Below are 21708 nucleotides of genomic sequence, written 5' to 3'. Positions count from 1 at the left end.
ATCAATTTAAAATAGTCAATATGACTACCTCATCTTACCCATCATTTGCATCATCTTACGACCTCCGCCACCTTGCATCATCTTCATCATTTTGCTCATTTGGTCAAATTGCTTAAGTAATTGATTTACTTCCTGCACAGAAGTCCCACTACCTTTTGCAATTCTTTTTTTACGGCTTCCGTTTATTACGGCTGGTTGCGTACGTTCTTCTAATGTCATAGAATTAATAATTGCTTCTATGCCTTTAAAAGCATCATCATCAATATCAACATCTTTCAAAGCTTTACCTGCGCCAGGAATCATCCCCACAAGGTCTTTCATACTACCCATCTTCTTTACTTGCTGAATCTGCTTCATAAAATCGTCAAAACCAAATTGGTTCTTCGCAATCTTTTTCTGCAATTTTCTAGCCTCCTCTTCATCAAACTGATCTTGTGCTCTTTCTACAAGCGAAACAACATCACCCATCCCAAGAATACGATCTGCCATACGTGATGGATAGAACACATCAATCGCATCCATCTTTTCACCGGTACCTATAAACTTGATTGGCTTTTCTACAACTGTTCTAATTGAAAGTGCAGCTCCACCTCTTGTGTCACCATCTAATTTTGTTAAAATAACACCGTCAAAATTAAGACGGTCATTAAATGCTTTTGCAGTATTTACTGCATCTTGTCCCGTCATTGAATCCACTACAAAAAGAGTTTCATCTGGAGTAATAGCCTTGTGTACATTTGCTATCTCGGTCATCATCGCTTCATCTACGGCAAGTCTACCTGCTGTATCGACAATCACAACATTGTGACCATTTGCTTTTGCATGTGAAATTGCGTTTTTTGAAATTGCAACTGGATCCGTATTCCCAACCTCAGCATACACCTCAACACCTATTTGCTCCCCTACTACTTGCAATTGGTTTATCGCCGCAGGACGGTAAATATCACAAGCAACCAATAATGGTTTCTTCGATTTTTTAGTTTTAAGAAAGTTAGCAAGCTTACCAGAAAAAGTCGTCTTACCACTACCCTGTAAACCAGACATAAGTATCACACTTGGTGATCCTTGTAGATTCATTCCTACAGCTTCACCACCCATTAACTGTGTCAACTCATCCTTTACAAGTTTAACCATTAATTGCCCAGGTTGTAGCGTAGTCAATACATTCTGCCCTAGTGCTTTTTCTTTTACGGTATTAGTAAATTCTTTAGCAATTTTAAAATTCACATCGGCATCAAGTAATGCGCGGCGTACTTCTTTCAAAGTTTCGGCAACGTTTACTTCTGTGATGCTCCCGTGACCTTTTAGGACGTGAAGGGCTTTATCTAACTTATCACTTAAATTATCGAACATAATCTATCTAGTTTTTTAATCAATCGTACGTTTTCTACGAGGGTGGCAAAGATAGTGATTTACACATGCGTTTCAAAGTAAAAAATAGTCTTTAGCATCAAGTAATTAAACATTAGTCTTTAGCTATCAACATCTCCCTTTTCTTCGGAAATATTAACTGTGGAAGTCATCAAAACAAATTTACATTTTCCGTATCTTGAAATCTCTAAAATCACAACCAATGTTATATTTTAAAAAACTACTCTTAGTTGTTATACTTTTCGGCTTAAGCTCTTTAAATGCTCAAAATCCAATCACAGTTATACATGCAGGAACTGTTCTTGATATCCCTGGGAGTTCTCCAAAAACCCAACAAACAATTGTCATAGAAAAAGGTAAAATTATTGACATGCGAGGCGGTTATTTACAGCCAGCACAACTGGGAATGAACAATCCCGATGTTACTATCATTGACTTAAAGGATAAATTTTTAATGCCCGGTTTTATTGACATGCACACACATATAACTGGCGAGCGCGATCCAGGTTCAAATCCGCACGATTGGACTACAACCGAAGAAGCCGATGCTGCTTTTGACGCAATCCCTTATGCAAAACGAACTCTTGACGCTGGTTTTACAACCGTACGTAATCTAGGAGGTGATGCCCATATAATGAACGCGCTTAAACGTGCTATTGCAAAAAAATTAATTGCCGGCCCGCGTATTTTAGCTTCAAACGGAGCAGTATCTGCCACTGGTGGGCATGGAGATTTTCATGGATATAGAGATGCAATTATGGAAATGGTGGGGCAAGACGTAAGTATTTGTGATGGTAGTGATGACTGTCGTCGTGCTGTGCGCGCCCTTGTAAAAAGTGGTGCCGATGTCATTAAAATCACAGCAACTGGTGGGGTTTTAAGTAACACCGCAGCAGGAGTTGGCCAACAATTAACGGATGACGAAATGAAATCAATCGTAGCAGCCGCCGCAAGTCTAGGCAGAAAAGTAGCAGCACATGCCCACGAAGCCGAAGGAGTAAACGCAGCTTTAAGAGCAGGTGTAAATTCTATTGAACACGGTTCGTATTTAAATGACGAGTCAATTAGATTATTTCAACAAACGGGAGCATATTTAGTGCCTACATTATTGGCGGGAGTTTCAGTTTATGAGGAGTTATCTGTCAATCCCAATATTCCTCCAGCCATTATTGAAAAAATAAAACAAGTGGCTCCCGTGGTGGAAGCTTCATTTAAAAAAGCTTTAGCAGGAAAAATTAATATTGCTTTTGGTACAGATAGTGGTGTGAGCAAACATGGAACAAATGCTCGTGAATTTGAGTTGATGGTAACATATGGAATGGACGAAAATCAAGCCATCAAAACTGCCACTATTAATGCCGCAGAATTGCTTGGAATGACAAGTAGTTTAGGAACGCTTGAAAAAGGAAAGTTTGCAGATATTGTTGCTGTAGATGGAAACCCGCTAGAAAACATTTCAGAATTGAAGAATATTACTTTTGTGATGAAAGAAGGAGATGTTTATAAGGAGTAATTTCATGTTAATCTAATCATAAACACATACTGTCATTACCCAAAAGGATTGATTTTTGTACGCAAAGTGTAAAATATAACAACTATGAAGTTTACAATAAAGAAAACTAACATTAAAACAGTTGACTCCATTAAAGGCTACTGGAAAAATGAAGATTATAAAAATTTATTAGAGTTATTTGACTTTGCTGACGCTGCTAGTATTGCAGATAATGAGCTGCTTGAAATGCTTTCCCTCGCAATTTCAGATTTTGAACCACCTGAGGCTGCTGAGATTGTACTTAAATACAAACTAAGTGACCATTTAAATATTGGACAGATTGAAAATCTTGCGCACGAAATGCTCCTAGATAAAATAGCCGAGGAGTATCCTGAAATCCCACTACATTATACATTGTATAATATTAATCAATTATTGTACAAAGCATATAATGGTAAATTTCCAAATACACTAGCATCGATTATTGATATTGACTTAACCTTTGGCGGTGAAGTCACTGTAGATAAAGATATTATGCTTAGAACTTTGAGCGAGTTGCTTACAAGTAGAAGCTTATTAAAAAGATTATTTAGCGACAAATTAGAATCTGAGAAAGAGCTTAAAATTGCAGATGGTATTATTTGGGAGTTAAACCCTCAAGGAGGAACACAATACCAAATAATAAGTTCAGATTATTGGTTCAATAGAGATGATTTTGAAATGGATGAGTTTTCTGGCACGTTGACTGATGAGGAAATTAACCACGAGGGTGAATAATATTATAGTCAAAAAAATATGACCCTAAGCCACTCAACCATAAAAAAAGGATTTATAATTTCGGGACTGATGAACATGTCAGTCCTTATTTTTTCTAGGCTCTTTACCAATAATACTATTACTGAATTTGACCCAAATGTAATGTCAAGCTTTGGTTTATTAATGATAAATATATGGGGATTGGCATATATTTCCGTAGCAAAAAAATATGCACTAGTCCCCTGGCTCGTTGCAGTATTTGCTATTGAAAAGCTAATTTATGGTTATGTGTGGATACAATGGCTACTAAATAATGATATTTCAAAAGTGTATAAAGAAGATGTAATGGCAGGCATGTTTTATTCTGTTTATGGTATTAATGATTTACTCTTTTGTATATTCTTTTTGATTATATTTTTGAAAGTGATAAAAAAATAATTAGTGTAGACACACCTAAAAAAGTCATTCTTCGGAAATTTGAATTTGAAAATAATTGAACACATGAAAAGAGGATTATTCACCTTTATTATTATACTAACTACCTGCTTGCAAGCAATATCACAATCTAAAAATCTTTCAGATTTTTATAAATACAACCCTGTAATTGAACATCGCGTTGATGAAATATTTAATTCACTTAATGATGCTGAGCGTGTTGCACAAATGCTCGTAACATCGGCAGGAGAGTTGGGAAAACCCGAAGCAACCGTCATCAAATTAGCACAAGAAAATAAAATAGGAGGCGTCGTCTTTTTGAAGGGAACAAAGGAAAACCACAAAAAATTAATCGATAGCCTTAATGCAATTAGTGTTTCAAAAAATCAAATACCACTCCTCTATTCTATTGATGCCGAACCTAGCCTATACAATGGTAGGCTAAAAGGTACTGCACCATTAATGAATACTATTGACATAAAAACAGAAGCGCAATCAGACTCAATTGCACGTATCATTAATAAAGAATTATTAGAAATTGGGTTTCGTCAAAATTTTGCACCTGTTGCAGATGTTAGCCCTGGAAACGAAGCTATCAAGAATAGAAGTTTTGGTGATGATAAAAACAAAGTCGTTGCATTAAGTAAACAATTTATTCAAACAACCCAAGAGCAGGGCGTTATTGCTACCGCAAAACACTTTCCGGGTCATGGACTAGTATCTGGAGACACTCACAAAAAAAGCGTTTACATTGATGGGGATTTACAAGAAGTTGATGTCTATCCACCTTTAATAGATGCTGGTGTATTGTCAATAATGATGGCACATATTACGATAAGAAACAATGCAAAATATGACACTCAAGGACTTCCATCAAGCTGTTCAAGAAAAATTGTCACGGGATTATTAAAAGAAGAATTAGGCTTTAAAGGACTAATTATTACTGACGCTCTTAATATTATGAAAGCGGTAACCATTATAGATAATGCTCCACTTATTGCTTCAAAGGCTGGTAATGATATGTTGCTAATGCCCATTGATGAGACCGAAACTATTGACACAATACTTGCAGAAATGCAACAGGATAGTGCCTATAAAAAGCAAGTCTATCAATCAGTTAAAAAAATAATTAGAGTCAAATTATTTTTAGGATTGTTATAATTGAGTCTACTTAGACAAGACCTAAACACTTAAGTTCTCACTCATTTTTCATATCTTGAAGTCAAAACTAACTACAAAAAGATGATTTTAAAATACACCTTTACACCCTTCTGCCTTTTTAAATCAATTTTCCTCTTATCGACAACCCTACTATTAATTATGGGCTGCAATGAAAAATTAGAGAATAATTCGAGTATTGCCGTTTCTCAAATTTCAGAAAAACAAAACAAAGAAGCTTTTTTAAAAACTTTAGAAACCCATTTAAACGCTGTGACAAATAAGGACTTGACAACCCTAAAAAGCACCATGTCACCTAATGGGACCATGCAATTAATTCTTCCAAGCACCGAAATTATAAATGGCGTAGACGGCTTTATAGATTACCACGACACATGGTTTAAAGACGCCTCTACCACTTGGACTTTTGAAACAAAAATTTTAAATTCTGAAATTTCCGAAGATTTAGGAATCGCAATAACAGAGGTTATCTATCGCGAACCTGAGAGAAATGGCGTTCCTTATTTTAATAGAATGACGGTAAGTTATGCTTTAAAAAAAATAAAGGGAACTTGGTATATCATCAAAGACCACGCAAGTTCTATTGAAAAATCTACTGATAATAAAGAACAATCATAATTACCAAATAAGTTACTTACAATTATTCTCCAATTACACCATCAATAACATGTAAAACACCGTTTTCTGCTTTTATATCGCTCTTAATAAGTTTTGACTTTTTGCCATTAGCATCTGTAAAAACAATATCCATTCCGTCGCGCGAAGCACTCAATTCATCCCCACTCATTGTATTTATTTTGTAAACACCATTATTGTTTCGAATACTACTCACCAGTGCTATAGAGTCAAGATTACCTAACACAATATGATTTTTGAGAAGCTCCTTTAACGCAGTCACATTAGCAAGATTGTAAACCGTCTCTTTCAAATTTGAATTCATCGTATCAAAAGCTTCGTTTGATGGCGCAAAGACCGTATATTTTTTATCACCAAGCATCAAGGAATCTACAAGACCTGCCGAAATTACACTACTTACAAACTTAGAAAGCTCTGGTGTCATCATCGCTCTAGAAACAACCGAGCTGCTCAAGTTTTTTTCTCTTTGTTCCTTTAAATCTTTCTCTTCGGAAATTTTAGACACCGAATCCATAGGTGCTGTTGTTCCCTTTTCATTAGTATTATTCTTACACGAAAATAATAACGGAAATAATAAAAAGATAATAAAGTAAGAATAATATGATTTCATAATTTTTGAGATTTTTTACAGCTCCTAAAATTAATCAAATTAAAATGCTATCTGTAATAAAGATTGTATTTTTGTAGCATAATTTATTTATGTTATGGGAATCTTTCTAATCACATTAGCACTCTTATTATTGGCAGTAGCGGGTATCGCAATTAAACTTTGGGCAAAAAAAGATGGTGAATTTGCTGGAACTTGCGCAAGCCAAAGTCCGTTCTTAAATAAAAGCGGTGAAGCTTGTGGTTTTTGCGGAAAAACACCTGATCAATTTGACACTTGCAAAGAAGAAGCTCACTCTTAAAAGCTTTTAAAAGGCTCGCGATCGCATGATTCTACTCTACGCTTTAGGTGTTGTTACTTTTATTTTAATTCTATATTACCTTCTATTTTCAGGATTTTCATTTTCTAAAATTTCCGAAGAAAAAAAACACATTCCAACATCATTTCTTCCTGTTTCTTTAATTGTTTGCGCTAAAAACGAAGCCGAAAATTTAAAGCAAAACATACCGTTATGGCTTGAGCAAAATCATCCTAATTTTGAACTCATTTTAATTAACGATTCCTCACACGATAACACACTGGAGGTAATGGAAGCATTTGCCGAGAATGATTCTCGTATAAAGATTAGCAATGTTAAAAACAATGAGGCGTTTTGGGCAAGTAAAAAATACGCGTTAACACTTGGAATAAAAAAAGCAACTCACACTCAACTTATTTTTACAGACGCAGATTGTAGTCCTTCTTCTCAATCGTGGCTAAGAGAAATGAGTCAATACTTTTCAGAAGAAAAACAATTATTACTTGGGTATGGAGGGTATAAAAAAGATTCGGGAATATTAAATGCGCTTATTAGGTTTGAAACGGTTATGACTGCGATTCAATATTTTTCGTATGCTAAAAGTAAGATGCCATATATGGGTGTAGGGCGCAATATTGGATACACTAGTCAACTATTCTATAAGCATAATGGCTTTATTTCTCACATAAAAGTGCCTAGCGGTGATGATGATTTATTTGTCAATGAAGTAGCTACTTCAAAAAACACAGTTATTGTTACTGATCCAGAAACATTTACATATTCACAACCTAAAAAGACTTGGAAAGCATGGCGCATTCAAAAGCGCAGACATGTAAGTACTGCTAAATATTATAAAAAATCTCACCAGACCTTATTAGGGCTTTTCTATTTTTCTAAACTTCTATTTATAGCCTTAGTAATTTTAAATATGTTTACACCTTTCTGGAAAATTGCGCTTATTATTGTTGGATTTAAGGTTCTTTTTCAAATGTTAGTAATAGGTTTTGGCGCAGCAAAATTGAAAGAAAAGCCACTAATTCCATTCATCATACTTTTAGACCTCTTGTTACTCATATCACAATTGTCTATCTTTATTTCTAACAGCGTAGCTAAACCAACGAAGTGGAAATAGAAAAAAACACACTTTCATTACAACTTAAAAGAGCAAAAGAAGGAAACCAATCTGCATACAGATTTCTACTTGATGCACATTGGAACTTAGTTTACAGGTTTCAACTTAAGCGTGTGCGTAACCCAATTGATGCAGAAGATATTACAATTGAAACCTTTGCAAAAGCCTTTGACCGGATTAATACTTATGATGAAGCTTTTACATTTAGCACATGGTTAATAGCTATTTCAAAAAATATACAAATTGATAAAACCCGCAAGAAAAATGCATCTGTTTACACAAATACTGCAACAGATAGTGATGAGCAGTTAAAAAATATTGCAGACGCCTCTCCCACTCCAGAAGATATTTTAATTACGGAGCAAAACTTAGCACAATTACTTCGCTACATAAAAATGCTAAACCCTATGTATCAAGAGGTCATCCAACTTCGCTATTTTCAAGAAATGAGCTACGATGAAATTGCTATAAGTACTAAAGAAACTTTAAACAATGTAAAAGTGCGCCTTTTAAGAGCAAAAAAACTCCTTGCTGAAATTATTACTCAAAAGTAATAGTTTAACCCTCTTATTTTTAAAAATTATAAGCCAAACATATATTAAAAACTACATGCTAATCTAACGTCTACCAATTAAAAAACTACCGACTAATTCATTATCTTTGTAGTCTATGAGTATAGAAACCGCAACACCTACGCAAAGAACACCTAAACCTAAGTGGCTAAGGGTTAAATTGCCTACTGGAAAAAAATATACCGCGCTCCGTGGACTCGTTGAAAAGTATGATTTACATACAATTTGCACCTCGGGAAGCTGTCCTAATATGGGAGAATGCTGGACCGAAGGTACGGCAACATTCATGATTTTAGGAAATGTATGTACACGCTCATGCGGATTTTGTGGTGTTAAAACTGGAAGACCTGAGGATGTTGACTGGGATGAACCTGAAAAAGTGGCACGTTCTATCAAATTGATGAGCATTAAACATGCCGTGGTTACGAGTGTTGATAGGGACGACATAAAAGATATGGGGTCTATTATTTGGGCCGAAACGGTAAAGGCAATTCGCCGTATGAATCCTGAAACAACTCTTGAAACACTTATTCCTGATTTTCAAGGAAATACCCGCAATATAGACCGTATCATTGCGGTCAAGCCCGAAGTAGTTTCACATAATATGGAAACTGTAAAACGTTTAACACGAGAAGTACGTATACAAGCAAAATATGAGCGCAGTCTTGAAGTATTAAAATATTTAAAAGATAATGGCATTGAACGCACTAAAAGCGGTATTATGCTAGGACTTGGTGAAACCGAAGAAGAGGTTTTACAAACAATGAAAGACTTACGCGAAGTAGGCCTTGATATTATTACAATTGGACAATATTTACAACCGTCTAAAAAACACCTCCCTGTAAAAGAATTTATCACACCTGAGCAGTTTAAAAAGTACGAAACCATTGGTCTTGAAATGGGGTTCCGTCATGTTGAAAGTGGTGCACTTGTTCGTTCTTCTTATAAAGCTCAAAAGCACCTTACTTAAAAAGATGGGAGTTAAAACAAGAGTTGGCATAAACGGTTTTGGGCGTATAGGTAGAACACTTTTTAGACTTTTGCTTGACCACCCAACCATTGACGTAATAGCAATAAATGACATTGCGGATGTAAAAACATTAAGTCATCTTTTAAAATATGATTCCATTCATGGAGTATTGAAAAAAAATATTTCAGTTGTAGATGGTAAATTATTAATTGATAATAAAAACTTTAGGTTTACTTCTGAAAAGAGCCTTGATAATTTACAATGGAGCGATGTTGATATCGTTGTAGAAGCTTCTGGTAAATTTAAAACTCGAATTGAGCTTCAAAAACATATTTCAGCAGGAGCTAAAAAAGTAATATTATCTGTTCCTCCAATTGATGAAGATATAAAGACAGTTGTTTTAGGGGTCAATGAAAATATTCTGAACGAGGATGATGAGATTATTTCAAATGCATCCTGCACTACTAATAACGCCGCTCCTATGCTAAAGGTTATTAATGATAATTGCGGCATTGAGCAAGCATACATCACCACTGTTCATTCATATACTACCGATCAAAGTTTACATGATCAACCCCATAGAGATTTACGTCGCGCACGTGCGGCTGGACAATCAATAGTCCCCACAACCACTGGAGCTGCAAAAGCATTGACTAAAATATTTCCCGAACTTTCAAATGCAATAGGGGGATGTGGCATTAGAGTTCCAGTACCTAATGGATCTCTTTGCGATATTACATTAAACATAAAAAATGAAACGACCATTGAGGAAATAAACAATCTATTTAAAATAGCCTCGGAGAAAGCGTTTAAAGGAATTATAGAATATACCGAAGATCCTATAGTATCTATTGATATTATAGGCAATCCCCACTCATGTATTTTTGATTCACAAATGACATCTGTAATAGGAAAAATGGTTAAAATTATAGGCTGGTATGATAATGAAGCAGGTTATTCCTCGAGAATTATTGATTTGATAACTCGTTATCCGATTAAATAACTATATTTATCGACTAAATACGTTTGATTTTTTTAATGAATAAGCCCTCGCATAGCAAAAAATACATCATTTCAATAATGATGTGTCTCACTATTTTTATGTGTTATGGTCAAGCAATTACTAAAGATTCTATTTCATTAGTAAAACAATATAAAACAAATGCTAATGAAGCAATTTTTAGATTTGATTTTGAAGAAGCTGTCAAAAATATAAATCTAGCCAACAACTTAGTAGTAAACATTAATGATGATGACTTGAAAGCAGATGTTATGGTCACTAACACTATGTTACAGTATTACTTACAAAACTACAACACTGCACAAATTATTAATGAGAAAGCTATTAAAATTATTTTAGCTTCTAATAATATAAAAAAGCTCCCTAACATATATGTACTTAATGGGCTAATAAATACGCGTCTTGAAAAATTTACGGTCGCAGAAGACAATTTTGACAAAGCAGATTCCATATTTGAAATAATTAACGATGAAAAAGAAAAATCACCTATTTTAATAGGAAGAGGTTTATTAGAGTTTAAAAAAGGAAATTCTAAGGCGGCAGTAAATTATTATAATGCTGGAATTTCAGATTATAAAAATGGGAATAATAAATATTTTGAGGCATTTTCTTATGTAAACAAAGCAGAAGCTTTGATTAAAATTTATAATGAAGATAATGACATCCAACATCTTAATCAAGCAAAAAGCATTATTAATGAAGCCAGTGTTATAATCGATAGCCTTAATTATAAAAAACTAAAAATTGAAAGTTATAAAGTCAAATCTGAAATAGCTATAATTGAAAAAAAATTTAATGATGCTCTACTTTTTTTCAATAAATACACAACAAAAAATGACTCTCTTAATTTAGTCTTTATCAACTCTATCTCTGCAACTAATAATAATGAATTAAACGTTGGAGCGCTTCATAAGCGTATTGAAAATTATGAAGAAAATCTTGTAGAAATAGAAAAGTCTGAGAAATTTAATCAAGTTACAAATGGTATGAGCATTGCTATTATTGCCATTTTATCATTGCTAACGCTATCCTTATATAAAAATAATAATTTGCGTGCGAAAGCAAATAATTTATTGCAAGATAAAAATACAGAATTGCAACTAGCAAAAGAAAAAGCTGAAAAAGCATCGCTTGCAAAAGCACAATTTCTATCCACAATTACACACGAATTACGAACTCCTCTTTACGCAGTAACTGGTCTTACCCATTTATTGATGGAGGAATCTCCTAAAGAGCATCAAAAGGAACACCTTAATTCTTTAAAATTTTCTGGAGAGTATTTGCTATCACTAATTAACAATATTCTTGACCTTAACAAACTAGAAGCTAACAAAGTTGAAGTTGAGAAAACTTCTTTTAATTTAAAAAAACGTATTAACGATGTACTTGTAGCTCTAAAAAAATCTGCAGACGACAAGAAAACAAAATTAGTATTTGATTTTAATGATTCTATCCCAGAAATCTTTTTAGGAGACCCTGTAAAACTTTCCCAAATTTTAATCAACTTAATTGGGAATTCTGTTAAGTTTACTCAAAACGGTGTTGTAAATGTGCGTGTTAAAAAAATTGATCAAAGAGGACGCATTGTAAAACTTAAATTTGAAATTGAAGATAACGGTGTAGGTATCTCTAAGAAAAAGCAGAAAAGTATATTTGAAACGTTTTCTCAAGGTTCGTTACAGATTAATAGAAAATTTGGTGGAACAGGACTTGGATTATCTATCGTTAAGAATCTTTTAGAATTAATGAACAGCAAAATAGAGCTAGAAAGTCAGTTAGGAAAAGGATCAAAATTCTGGTTCAACCTTGATATTGAAGCTCTTGAAGACAATGAAATAGAAGCAAATAACGAAATTACAAAACTCAAAATAGAAGATTCATTCTTTAAAGACAAAAATGTTCTCGTGGTTGAAGACAATAAAATTAACCAGATGATTACTAAAAAAATTCTTGAGAAAAACCACATGATTTGTCAAGTTGCAGACAATGGTATGACTGCAATTGAGCTAGTTAAAAATAATAATTTTGACATTGTTTTGATGGATATTCATATGCCAGGCATAAGTGGGATTGAAGCTACTCAAAAAATAAGATTGTTTGACGAACAACTTCCTATTATCGCATTGACAGCAGTAACGATTGATGAAAATCTAGACACATTTTTTAAAGCTGGATTTAATGAAATAATCCCTAAACCTTTTAAGCCAGAAGAGTTCTTTGAAAAAATACATTCCTCTCTCAAAAACCGCCAGTTACAAAACTAACTGAATAAGTTAGCCTCTACATTCTTGAATATCATTTCTTTAAAAAAACTTTCTTGACCATTTAATACCTTAGTCTTAATAGGCAAGTAATACAGTGCATATTTACCTAGGGGGCTTTTCAACCTCATAAAATCTTTCTCGGTTGTAAGTATAATTTGTTCTTTCTTAAGAGCATTAATTTCTGCCTCAGAAAAATTATGATGATCAGGATATTTTTTATGCTCAAATTGATATCCTTCTCCAATTAAAAAATCAACTAGTGGTTTTGGGTTTGCAATTCCCGTTACTAATGTAAATGGTTTGTCTATTAAATAATGTAGTGGCTGTACTTCGGAAATTCCAAAAATTGAATCGGCGTAATCAATTGTAGTAAAATAGAGTTTTTGATGTTCTTTAATATCTAAAATAAATCTAATTTCCTGCATCTTAGCATATGCAATATTCTTTTTACACTTAGTCACCACAATAATATCTGCTCTATCAGCACCTGTACGTGATTCCCTCAAATTTCCTGTTGGCAATAAAAAATCCTGCACATATAATTCATCACAAGGAGTAAGCATTATATTTAATGACGCTTTTACTTTTCTATGCTGAAATGCATCGTCTAACAAAATTACTTGTGCCTCTTTTTCTAATACTTCAATCCCCGTTCGTCGATCAGCACAAACAGCAACTGTGACTTCTGGAAATTTTTGTTTAAACTGAAGCGGCTCATCACCTACCTCGGCTACGGTATGAGTAGTTTTAACCTCTAAAAAACCCTTTGTTTTTCGTTTATACCCTCTGCTCAATGTGGCAACCTTATAGTCTTCTTTAAGTATTTCAATCAACAATTCAATCATAGGAGATTTTCCAGTTCCACCCACACTTAAATTGCCTACGCAGATAACAGGAAGCCTATACTGTTTAGACTTAAACCAACCCTTATTATAAAAAACATTACGAGCACGAGTAATCCAACCATAAAGGACAGCAAATGGAAATAATATTTTTCGCAATGTTTTCATTCAACGAAAGTAACAATAAGGTTTTAAAAAAGTCTAAAATATGAATCGTGAATTTTATCCCTTTGGACAACTTTCTTTAAAAATTTATTTCTTGTCAATTTATAATTGACACTATAAAATTATCCAATCAGCAATACTAAAATCTTTATATTTACTCAAATTTTATAACAATGACAGTTAAAGAAGTGATGATACAACTTGAAGAATTAGCGCCCCTAGCTTATTCTGAAGAGTTTGATAATACAGGGTTATTAGTAGGTGATGCAAATACAAAAATTAACGGAATCCTCGTCACTCTTGACACGCTAGAGGCTGTTGTTGATGAAGCCATTAAAAAAAACTGCAATTTAATTGTTAGCTTTCATCCAATAATTTTTAGCGGGCTCAAAAAAATAACTGGGAAAACCTATGTAGAACGTGTGGTTTTAAAAGCGATAAAGAATGACATTAATATAATAGCAGTACATACCGCACTGGACAACTCCTTTGTAGGCGTTAATGCAATGATTTGCCAAACCTTAGGTTTAAAAAATCGCAATGTTTTAATTCCAAAGAAAGAAACTATAAAAAAGTTAGTCACTTACGTTCCAAATGATGAAGTTGAGCTAGTAAAAAACGTACTATTTAAGGCTGGCGCTGGCACTATTGGAAACTATGATAATTGTAGTTTTACAACGGGAGGATTCGGAAGTTTTAAAGGAGATGAAAATTCTAACCCTGTAAAAGGAAAACAAAACGAACTTATAACAGCACCTGAAACTCAAATACATGTTACGTTTCCGAAGCATTGCGAACATGATGTATTAAAGGCGCTACACCAAACCCACTCCTATGAAGAGGTCGCTTTTGAAGTGACAACCTTAGAAAACACAAACCAACATTTAGGAATGGGAATGATAGGAGAATTGCCAAATGAAATAAGCGAAATGGCGTTTTTAAAATTATTGAAAGAAAAGATGAATACAGATTGTGTGAGACACTCGTCAATAAGCAACAAAAAAATAAAAAAAGTAGCCGTATTAGGTGGTAGCGGCAGCTTTGCAATCAAAGCTGCAATTGCCAATGGAGCAGATGCTTATGTCACTGCAGATTTAAAATATCATGACTTTTTTAGTGCTGAAGGCAAAATATTACTTGCAGATATTGGGCATTATGAAAGCGAGCAATACACAAAAGACCTTTTGTATGAGTTTCTTAGCAAAAAAATAACTACTTTTGCAGTCGTTTTATCGCAAACAAACACAAATCCAATTAGCTATTTTTAACCTATGGCAAGTAAAGAATTAACAGTCGAAGAGAAGCTCCGTGCATTGTATGACCTACAACTAATTGACTCTCGCATTGATGAGATTAAAAACGTACGCGGGGAATTACCTCTTGAAGTAGAAGATCTTGAAGACGAAGTTGCGGGAATGAACACCCGTATGGAAAAATTGAATAGTGATCTTGAAGTAATTCAAGATGACATCAAGGCTAAGAAAAATGCCATCGAAGTTTCTAAGGAACTGATGAAAAAATATACTGCACAACAAGACAATGTACGTAACAATCGTGAGTACAATGCGTTGAGCAAAGAAGTTGAGTTTCAAGAATTAGAAATTCAATTAGCTGAAAAGCACATCAAAGAATACACCGTTCAAATTGCACATAAGAAAGAAATTATTGAGCAAACTAAAGAACGTCTTACCGCTAGACAAGATCACTTAAAGCATAAGCAGAGTGAACTTAATGAAATCCTTAGCGAAACTGAAAAAGAGGAACAAGCATTACTTAAAGAGTCTGGAAAGTTTGAGAAACAAATTGAAGAGCGTCTTGTAAAAGCTTACAAACGCATTCGTACAAATGTAAAAAATGGCTTAGCTGTTGTTGCTGTTGAAAGAGGCGCATCTGGAGGCTCTTTCTTTACAATTCCACCACAAGTACAAATGGAAATTGCTGGTCGTAAAAAAATTATTACAGATGAGCACAGTGGGCGTATTCTTGTTGATCCAGAATTAGCAGGCGAAGAAGTTGAAAAAATGGATAAAGTGTTTGCTAAGTTAAAGTAAGTACCACTCCACAAATTATAACAAAGCCTTCACACAATGTGAAGGCTTTTGTGTTTATATTAAGTCTCATTTGTTACATTTAAGATTTAACTAATAATTATGATCACTTCGGAAATGTTAATTACATTAACCCGACTTAATAAAAAAACAATTATCATGAAACGAATTACAATAGCACTCGCGGCAATATTAATAGCAACAATACCTGCTGCATGCCAATCCTCAAATAAATCAAATAAAGAAAAAGAAGCCATTGCTCAAGAAACGATTACTCCAGTCGAAGTTCCCATAAAGGAAGGAATGGCGCGTGCTTACTTTGCTAGTGGTTGTTTCTGGTGTGTCGAGGCAATTTATGAAAGTGTAAAAGGTGTAGAAGAATCAATTTCTGGTTACAGCGGCGGTCATACAAATAACCCAACCTATGAGTCAAGTAACACAGGCAGAACAGGACATGCCGAAGCTGTAGAGATTATTTATAACCCAGATGTTGTTAGTTTTAAAATATTAGTTGATGTATACTTTGGCTCACAAAATATTACTCAAGTTAATGGTCAAGGCCCTGATAATGGATCACAGTATCGTTCAATTATTTTCTATCAAAACGATGAACAGAAAAAAATTATTGAAACTAAAATTACGGCATTAGAAAAAGAAGTAGGTGAAGGAAAAGTAGCTGCACAAGTACTACCTTTTGAAAAATTCTGGATTGGAGAAGCATACCATCAAAATTATGAAAGACTAAATCCTAATCAAGGATATATTAGAAGTGTATCTGTCCCTAGACTAAAGAAGTTTCAGAAAAAATTTCCTGAGTTGATTAAGGAAGATGCAATGCACTAATTATAATTAAAAAAAATAATCCCAATAGCACTTATAGAGCTGTTGGGATTTTTTATTTTACAGCCTTAACCTCAAACAACAACGGATACAATCCACTAGACAATTCATACATCCCATTTTTGTTCATAATCAAATCTGGGAATACATTATATGGTGATTCTTCATATTCATTAAGATACTCAATTTTAAGTCCAGCGTTTACTAAACACGTAATCACTTCACCAAGACTATGATTCCAGCCATATTCTTTGCTTAACATTTTTGATTCACTATCTGCATATGTTCCCTCATACTCCTCATAAATAGCTTCTTTTTGTTGATAACCATATTTCATTACTGGAGGATTGACCGTATAATCGAACATCCAAGCTATGGGATGGAATTCTACAATATAAAAAATGCCGCTTGGTTTTAAACGTTCGGCAATCATTTGAGCCCAGGGTTTCAAATCTGGTAACCAGCCTATTGTACCATAACTAGTAAATACAATATCAAATTTTTCTTCTTTAATGTGCTGCGATGTATCAAGAACATTACAGCATACAAAATTGGCATCAAGACCCAACTCTTTATTTAATCTTCTTGCTAGTTTCACTCCTTCTTCACTAATATCAATACCTGTACACTTTGCCCCTAACCTACTCCAACTCATTGTATCCTGCCCAAAATGACACTGTAAATGCAATAAAGATTTCCCTTTCACATCGCCCAACGCATCCAACTCAAATCTTTTTAAAGCGGAAGCACCATTCTTAAAAGCATCCATCGCATAAAAATCACTATTTGCGTGTACTTCCACTTTTTTATTCCAAGTATCTTTATTGATATTAAAGGCTTTATGTAAATCCATTTATTCTAATTTTTTACAATATAAAAATTATTCTTCAACTGTATGCTTAAGCATTTTAATAGCTTAGAATATTAAAATTTAAAAAACTCTTTCTTCATAATGTAATATTTCAATACTAAAATACAATCTATTTTTGTCTAATTTTTAAGAAAATACTTTAAACAAAATTTTATCTTTAACACATGAAACATTTTGATTTAAATTCAATTTCTAAATTAGAAAAATTGTATCGCATTAACCTTATTAATAGTTGTACGGGTTATAAAAGCGCAAATTTGATTGCCACACAATCAAATGATGGAATTATGAACATTGGCATTTTTAGTAGCATAATCCATTTAGGGAGTAATCCTCCATTATTGGGTTTTATTTTACGCCCTACAACTGTTCCTCGTAATACTTTTGATAATTTATTAACCACAGGTGTATTTACAATAAACCATGTTAACAAAAACATCATTGAAGACGCACACCATACGAGTGCAAAGTACGATGGAGAGATTTCAGAATTTGATAAAACTCAATTTGAACCCGAATTTAAAAATAATTTTAAAGCACCCTTTGTACGTGGAGTCAAAATTTCAATGGGATGTCACTACGTTAATCATTATAACATTGAAGAAAATGGATGCTTATTTATTATAGGAAGTATTGAACACCTTTTTATTGATGAAGGTATTCTCAAAGAAGACGGATTTTTAAATCTAGAAAATGCCGAAACTGTAACAGTAAATGGACTCGATGGATATGCATTACCTACATTATTAAAACGCTTTGAATATGCACGCCCTAAAAAATAAAGATCGATTTTGAAACATAAAAGACAACAACTTCCCAAAAAAATTTGTCTAACCTGTAGTTTACCTTTTACTTGGAGAAAAAAATGGGAGAAAAACTGGAACGAAGTAAAATACTGTAGCGAACGCTGTAGAAGAAATAAAAACAAATATGCATCATCTAGTTTGGTTTAGAAATGATTTAAGAGTTAACAATAATACCTCATTGCAAAAAGCCTGTGAGAATGCTAAACTAGTCACAGCTATATATTGTTTTGATCCAAGACATTTTAAACAAACTTCTTTCGGTTTTATAAAAACAGGCGTATTTCGCGCTCAATTTTTAATAGAAACAGTTGAAGAACTTCGGAAAAATCTAACATCCATAAACATAGCACTTCATGTTTACTTTGAAAAACCTGAAATAGCAATACCAAAACTTATTAGTGAGGAAAAAAATATTACTAATATTTTTTGTCAAAGAGAATGGACTTCAGAAGAAGTACATGTACTTAATAATCTCAAAGATGAAATTCCTAATGAGATTAGAATAATCGAAACATACGACCAATTTCTGTTTCATCCAGAAGATATACCTTATGATGATTTTATTGAAATTCCAAAAATTTTTACGGAATTTAGAAAAAAATGTGAGAACAATTGTAGAGTACGAGGGTTAGGAATTAGCTTAAAAAAACAAAACACTGAATTAGTTATCGTGAATAAAACAAAAATTCCTAATCTAAAAAAACTCGGTTTTCAAGATTTTAAAAAAGATAATCGAACAGCGTTCCCTTTTAAAGGTGGAGAAAAAACAGGTATGGCAAGGGTTAAAGAATACATCTGGGATTCTCAAAACATAGCAACTTACAAGCAAACGCGCAATGGATTGATAGGTGTTGATTATAGTTCAAAGTTTTCGGCTTGGTTAGCAAACGGGAGTATTTCCGCAAGGTTCATTTATTGGGAAATTAAAAAATTTGAAAAAGAAATTAAAAAAAATAAAGACACTTATTGGATGATTTTCGAATTGATTTGGAGAGATTTCTTTAAATATATTTCTCTAAAACACGGTGATGCTATTTTTAAAATCGACGGAATTTTAAAAAAGACCTATAACTGGCATATTTCCGAAGAAAAAAAACTTCAGTGGATTAATGGAGAAACACGTTATCCATTTATAAACGCAAATATGAAAGAAATCGCTACCTCTGGATGGATGAGTAATAGAGGAAGACAAAATGTTGCGAGTTTTTGGGCAAAAGAACAGGCTCAAGATTGGCGAGTGGGCGCAAGCTATTTTGAAAGCATGCTAATTGACTATGATGTACACAGTAACTGGGGTAATTGGATATACAATGCTGGCGTGGGAAATGACCCGAGAGATAGAAAGTTTAATATTGAGCGTCAAACAAATATGTATGATGCAAATGGAGCCTATATAAATTTATGGCTGTAGAGAGAAACCATTTAGAACTTATAGCTATTTCAATACAATTAATAAAGATATTTTTTTAAACCCTGTGATGAACTTTAAAGATAGAACGCATTAATGAAAACACTACGACTCATCCTAGGAGATCAACTCAACCAGCAACATTCATGGTATAATGATCCTATTGATAATGTAATTTATTTTATGGCCGAAATGCGCCAAGAAACAGATTATACAACCCATCATATTCAAAAGGTAGTTGCATTCTTTGAGAGTATGCAAAACTTCGCAAATTGGTTAGAATCTGAAGGGCATTCTGTTATATACTTTAGTATTAATTCAAAAGAAAACAAACAAGATTTAATAAAAAACATTAAATCGCTCATTGAAAAACATAACTTCACACACTTTGAATATCAATTGCCTGATGAATATAGACTTGACAAACAGCTAAGTATTTTTAAGAATCAATCAAATGAAGTTGTAATTTCAGCTGTTGACACAGAACATTTTCTAACTACAAGAACAAATGTTGCAAGTTTTTTTAAAGGTAAGAAGCAACTTACAATGGAATACTTTTACCGTGATATGCGTAAAAAGCACGACATTTTAATGATCACTCATAAAGATCCAGAAGGTGGAAAATGGAACTTTGACCATAGCAATCGCAACAAATATAAAGGCAAACACCCTATCCCATCACCACTTGTTTTTACAAATGAGGTAAAGAAAACAGTTTTAGAAATCGAGAAATCCGGTATAAAGACAATAGGAACAATTAATCCTACACAGTTTGATTGGCCCACAAATAGGGATGACTGCCTTTCTGCTCTTAATTACTTTTGTGAAAATCTATTAGAACATTTTGGTGATTATCAAGATGCTCTTTATACAGAGCATGCCTATTTATTTCATTCAAGATTAAGTTTTGCAATGAATAGTAAAATGCTTCATCCTAAAGAGGTAATAGAGACTGTCATAACATATTGGAGAAATCATAAAAATATCATTGACATTTCACAAGTAGAGGGTTTTATTCGTCAAATATTAGGTTGGCGTGAGTATATGCGTGGAATATATTGGATGAAAATGCCAGGATATGCATTATTAAACAAACTTGAAAATTTTAATAAATTACCTAATTTTTATTGGTCAGCAGACACTAAAATGAATTGTCTTCATCATGCTATTAAACAAAGTCTAGACAAAGCATACGCTCATCATATTCAACGATTGATGATCACAGGTAATTTTGCCTTATTAGCACAAATTAATCCAGACGAAGTAGATGAGTGGTACTTAGGCATCTATATAGATGCTATTGAATGGGTTGAAATCACAAATACCCGTGGCATGTCTCAATTTGCAGATGGGGGCATCGTTGCAACTAAACCTTATGTTTCTAGTGGTAGCTACATTAATAAAATGAGTAACTATTGTGGTAAGTGTTTTTATAATGTAAAATTAAAAACTGAAGATAACGCTTGCCCATTTAATAGTCTTTACTGGAATTTCTTAGACGATAAACGCAAATTTTTTAAAACAAATAATAGAATGGCGATGATGATGAATATGCTCAATAAAAAATCAACCAATGATATTTTAGCATTAAAGGAAAGGGCAGCAAAAATTATTGAGAATCCAGACCATTTTTAGATATCCGTTTTTTTTAAAAACTTTTCTATAAAACACAAATAAAAAATATCAAATAACTCAAAACGCACGTTTTATAACAAAATACACCCATATTAAACGCTTTTTAAGACTTTTAGTTAAATATTGTTAAACCAAAGCCTTGTTTGTAAAGTATATTTTAATTTTATTAAATCTAATCAGTAAAACAAAAAAAACCATGAGAGATTTAGTTTGGCTAATCGTTGTAATTTTAATTATAGGATGGCTTGTAGGATATTTTGCTTTCCCAGATATTGGAAGCTTGATTCACATTTTATTAGTTCTTGTTGTAATTTTAGTAATTTACAAATTATTAACTGGAAGAAGACTTTAGTAATAACC

General features: G+C 33.3%; 23 protein-coding genes. 19 read left to right on the top strand and 4 right to left on the bottom strand.

All coding sequences use genetic code 11. The annotated features are described in order from the left end of the window. Nucleotides 1–24: 24 nt before the first annotated feature. Nucleotides 25–1353, bottom strand: coding sequence for a signal recognition particle protein (ffh, locus tag GB234_RS13200; protein ID WP_151895048.1), 1329 nt, complete (start codon nucleotides 1351–1353; stop codon nucleotides 25–27). 220 nt (nucleotides 1354–1573) lie between these two features. On the opposite strand from ffh, the gene GB234_RS13195 reads away from it, so the two are divergent. From GB234_RS13195 to GB234_RS13175, 5 genes are all read left to right on the top strand, one after another. Further along, nucleotides 1574–2884 (top strand): metal-dependent hydrolase family protein, encoded by a 1311-nt coding sequence (locus GB234_RS13195; protein ID WP_151895047.1) that lies wholly within the window; start codon nucleotides 1574–1576, stop codon nucleotides 2882–2884. A gap of 84 nt (nucleotides 2885–2968) precedes the next feature. Continuing rightward, nucleotides 2969–3640: a hypothetical protein gene (locus tag GB234_RS13190; protein ID WP_151895046.1), complete on the top strand. Its 672-nt coding sequence runs from the start codon at nucleotides 2969–2971 to the stop codon at nucleotides 3638–3640. Between the two features lie 18 nt (nucleotides 3641–3658). Next, a complete protein-coding gene (locus GB234_RS13185) occupies nucleotides 3659–4057 on the top strand; it encodes a hypothetical protein (RefSeq protein WP_151895045.1) in 399 nt (132 codons plus the stop codon). Nucleotides 4058–4120: 63 nt separating this feature from the next. Then, nucleotides 4121–5215, top strand: coding sequence for a glycoside hydrolase family 3 N-terminal domain-containing protein (locus GB234_RS13180; RefSeq protein WP_151895044.1), 1095 nt, complete (start codon nucleotides 4121–4123; stop codon nucleotides 5213–5215). A gap of 159 nt (nucleotides 5216–5374) precedes the next feature. Then, entirely contained in the window at nucleotides 5375–5851 is a 477-nt protein-coding gene (locus GB234_RS13175) for a YybH family protein (RefSeq protein ID WP_172966891.1), read from the top strand. 22 nt (nucleotides 5852–5873) lie between these two features. On the opposite strand, the gene GB234_RS13170 is transcribed toward GB234_RS13175, so the two are convergent. Beyond that, complete coding sequence (locus GB234_RS13170) at nucleotides 5874–6479, bottom strand: fasciclin domain-containing protein (RefSeq protein WP_151895042.1); 606 nt, start codon at nucleotides 6477–6479, stop codon at nucleotides 5874–5876. Nucleotides 6480–6573: 94 nt separating this feature from the next. Between GB234_RS13170 and GB234_RS13165 the strand changes: the two genes are divergently transcribed. The 6 genes from GB234_RS13165 (at nucleotide 6574) to GB234_RS13140 (ending at nucleotide 12733) form a co-directional block, all read left to right on the top strand. Next, nucleotides 6574–6777 (top strand): membrane or secreted protein, encoded by a 204-nt coding sequence (locus tag GB234_RS13165; protein ID WP_151895041.1) that lies wholly within the window; start codon nucleotides 6574–6576, stop codon nucleotides 6775–6777. A 25-nt stretch (nucleotides 6778–6802) separates the two neighbouring features. Then, a complete protein-coding gene (locus tag GB234_RS13160; protein ID WP_151895040.1) occupies nucleotides 6803–7906 on the top strand; it encodes a glycosyltransferase in 1104 nt (367 codons plus the stop codon). After that, complete coding sequence (locus tag GB234_RS13155) at nucleotides 7897–8460, top strand: RNA polymerase sigma factor (RefSeq protein WP_371863338.1); 564 nt, start codon at nucleotides 7897–7899, stop codon at nucleotides 8458–8460. The genes GB234_RS13160 and GB234_RS13155 overlap by 10 nt, the downstream gene beginning before the upstream one ends. A gap of 115 nt (nucleotides 8461–8575) precedes the next feature. Further along, nucleotides 8576–9448 (top strand): lipoyl synthase, encoded by an 873-nt coding sequence (lipA, locus tag GB234_RS13150; RefSeq protein ID WP_151895039.1) that lies wholly within the window; start codon nucleotides 8576–8578, stop codon nucleotides 9446–9448. 4 nt (nucleotides 9449–9452) lie between these two features. Beyond that, nucleotides 9453–10451, top strand: a complete 999-nt coding sequence (gene gap, locus GB234_RS13145) for a type I glyceraldehyde-3-phosphate dehydrogenase (RefSeq protein ID WP_151895038.1) — start codon at nucleotides 9453–9455, stop codon at nucleotides 10449–10451. 35 nt (nucleotides 10452–10486) lie between these two features. Then, a complete protein-coding gene (locus tag GB234_RS13140) occupies nucleotides 10487–12733 on the top strand; it encodes a response regulator (RefSeq protein ID WP_235906140.1) in 2247 nt (748 codons plus the stop codon). On the opposite strand, the gene lpxK is transcribed toward GB234_RS13140, so the two are convergent. Beyond that, nucleotides 12730–13743, bottom strand: a complete 1014-nt coding sequence (gene lpxK / locus GB234_RS13135) for a tetraacyldisaccharide 4'-kinase (RefSeq protein ID WP_151895037.1) — start codon at nucleotides 13741–13743, stop codon at nucleotides 12730–12732. The two genes, GB234_RS13140 and lpxK, sit on opposite strands and share 4 nt — an antisense overlap. A 170-nt stretch (nucleotides 13744–13913) precedes the next feature. Between lpxK and GB234_RS13130 the strand changes: the two genes are divergently transcribed. The 3 genes from GB234_RS13130 to msrA all read left to right on the top strand — a co-directional run bounded on the left by GB234_RS13130 (nucleotide 13914) and on the right by msrA (nucleotide 16631). Then, complete coding sequence (locus GB234_RS13130) at nucleotides 13914–15008, top strand: Nif3-like dinuclear metal center hexameric protein (RefSeq protein ID WP_151895036.1); 1095 nt, start codon at nucleotides 13914–13916, stop codon at nucleotides 15006–15008. Nucleotides 15009–15011: 3 nt separating this feature from the next. Beyond that, nucleotides 15012–15791 carry a zinc ribbon domain-containing protein gene (locus GB234_RS13125; RefSeq protein ID WP_151895035.1) on the top strand — a complete coding sequence of 260 codons (780 nt, stop codon included), beginning with the start codon at nucleotides 15012–15014 and terminating at the stop codon, nucleotides 15789–15791. A gap of 156 nt (nucleotides 15792–15947) precedes the next feature. Then, a complete protein-coding gene (gene msrA / locus GB234_RS13120) occupies nucleotides 15948–16631 on the top strand; it encodes a peptide-methionine (S)-S-oxide reductase MsrA (RefSeq protein ID WP_151895034.1) in 684 nt (227 codons plus the stop codon). Nucleotides 16632–16683: 52 nt separating this feature from the next. On the opposite strand, the gene GB234_RS13115 is transcribed toward msrA, so the two are convergent. Further along, nucleotides 16684–17481: a class I SAM-dependent methyltransferase gene (locus tag GB234_RS13115; RefSeq protein ID WP_151895033.1), complete on the bottom strand. Its 798-nt coding sequence runs from the start codon at nucleotides 17479–17481 to the stop codon at nucleotides 16684–16686. Between the two features lie 182 nt (nucleotides 17482–17663). Here GB234_RS13115 and GB234_RS13110 point away from each other — a divergent pair, with 182 nt between their 5' ends. The 5 genes from GB234_RS13110 (at nucleotide 17664) to GB234_RS13090 (ending at nucleotide 21700) form a co-directional block, all read left to right on the top strand. Further along, nucleotides 17664–18281 (top strand): flavin reductase family protein, encoded by a 618-nt coding sequence (locus GB234_RS13110; RefSeq protein ID WP_151895032.1) that lies wholly within the window; start codon nucleotides 17664–17666, stop codon nucleotides 18279–18281. 9 nt (nucleotides 18282–18290) lie between these two features. Next, complete coding sequence (locus GB234_RS13105) at nucleotides 18291–18452, top strand: DUF2256 domain-containing protein (RefSeq protein WP_151895031.1); 162 nt, start codon at nucleotides 18291–18293, stop codon at nucleotides 18450–18452. After that, a complete protein-coding gene (locus GB234_RS13100) occupies nucleotides 18430–19716 on the top strand; it encodes a DASH family cryptochrome (protein ID WP_151895030.1) in 1287 nt (428 codons plus the stop codon). The genes GB234_RS13105 and GB234_RS13100 overlap by 23 nt, the downstream gene beginning before the upstream one ends. 93 nt (nucleotides 19717–19809) lie before the next feature. Next, a complete protein-coding gene (locus GB234_RS13095) occupies nucleotides 19810–21348 on the top strand; it encodes a cryptochrome/photolyase family protein (protein ID WP_151895029.1) in 1539 nt (512 codons plus the stop codon). A 196-nt stretch (nucleotides 21349–21544) separates the two neighbouring features. Further along, nucleotides 21545–21700 (top strand): lmo0937 family membrane protein, encoded by a 156-nt coding sequence (locus GB234_RS13090; protein ID WP_151895028.1) that lies wholly within the window; start codon nucleotides 21545–21547, stop codon nucleotides 21698–21700. Nucleotides 21701–21708 lie beyond the last annotated feature (8 nt).

The organism is Patiriisocius marinistellae (assembly GCF_009014635.1).
In the GTDB taxonomy this organism is placed as follows: Bacteria; Bacteroidota; Bacteroidia; order Flavobacteriales; family Flavobacteriaceae; genus Patiriisocius; species Patiriisocius marinistellae.
Note: the sequence above shows the minus strand (reverse complement) of the source record. Positions and strands in the feature narration are given on the sequence as shown.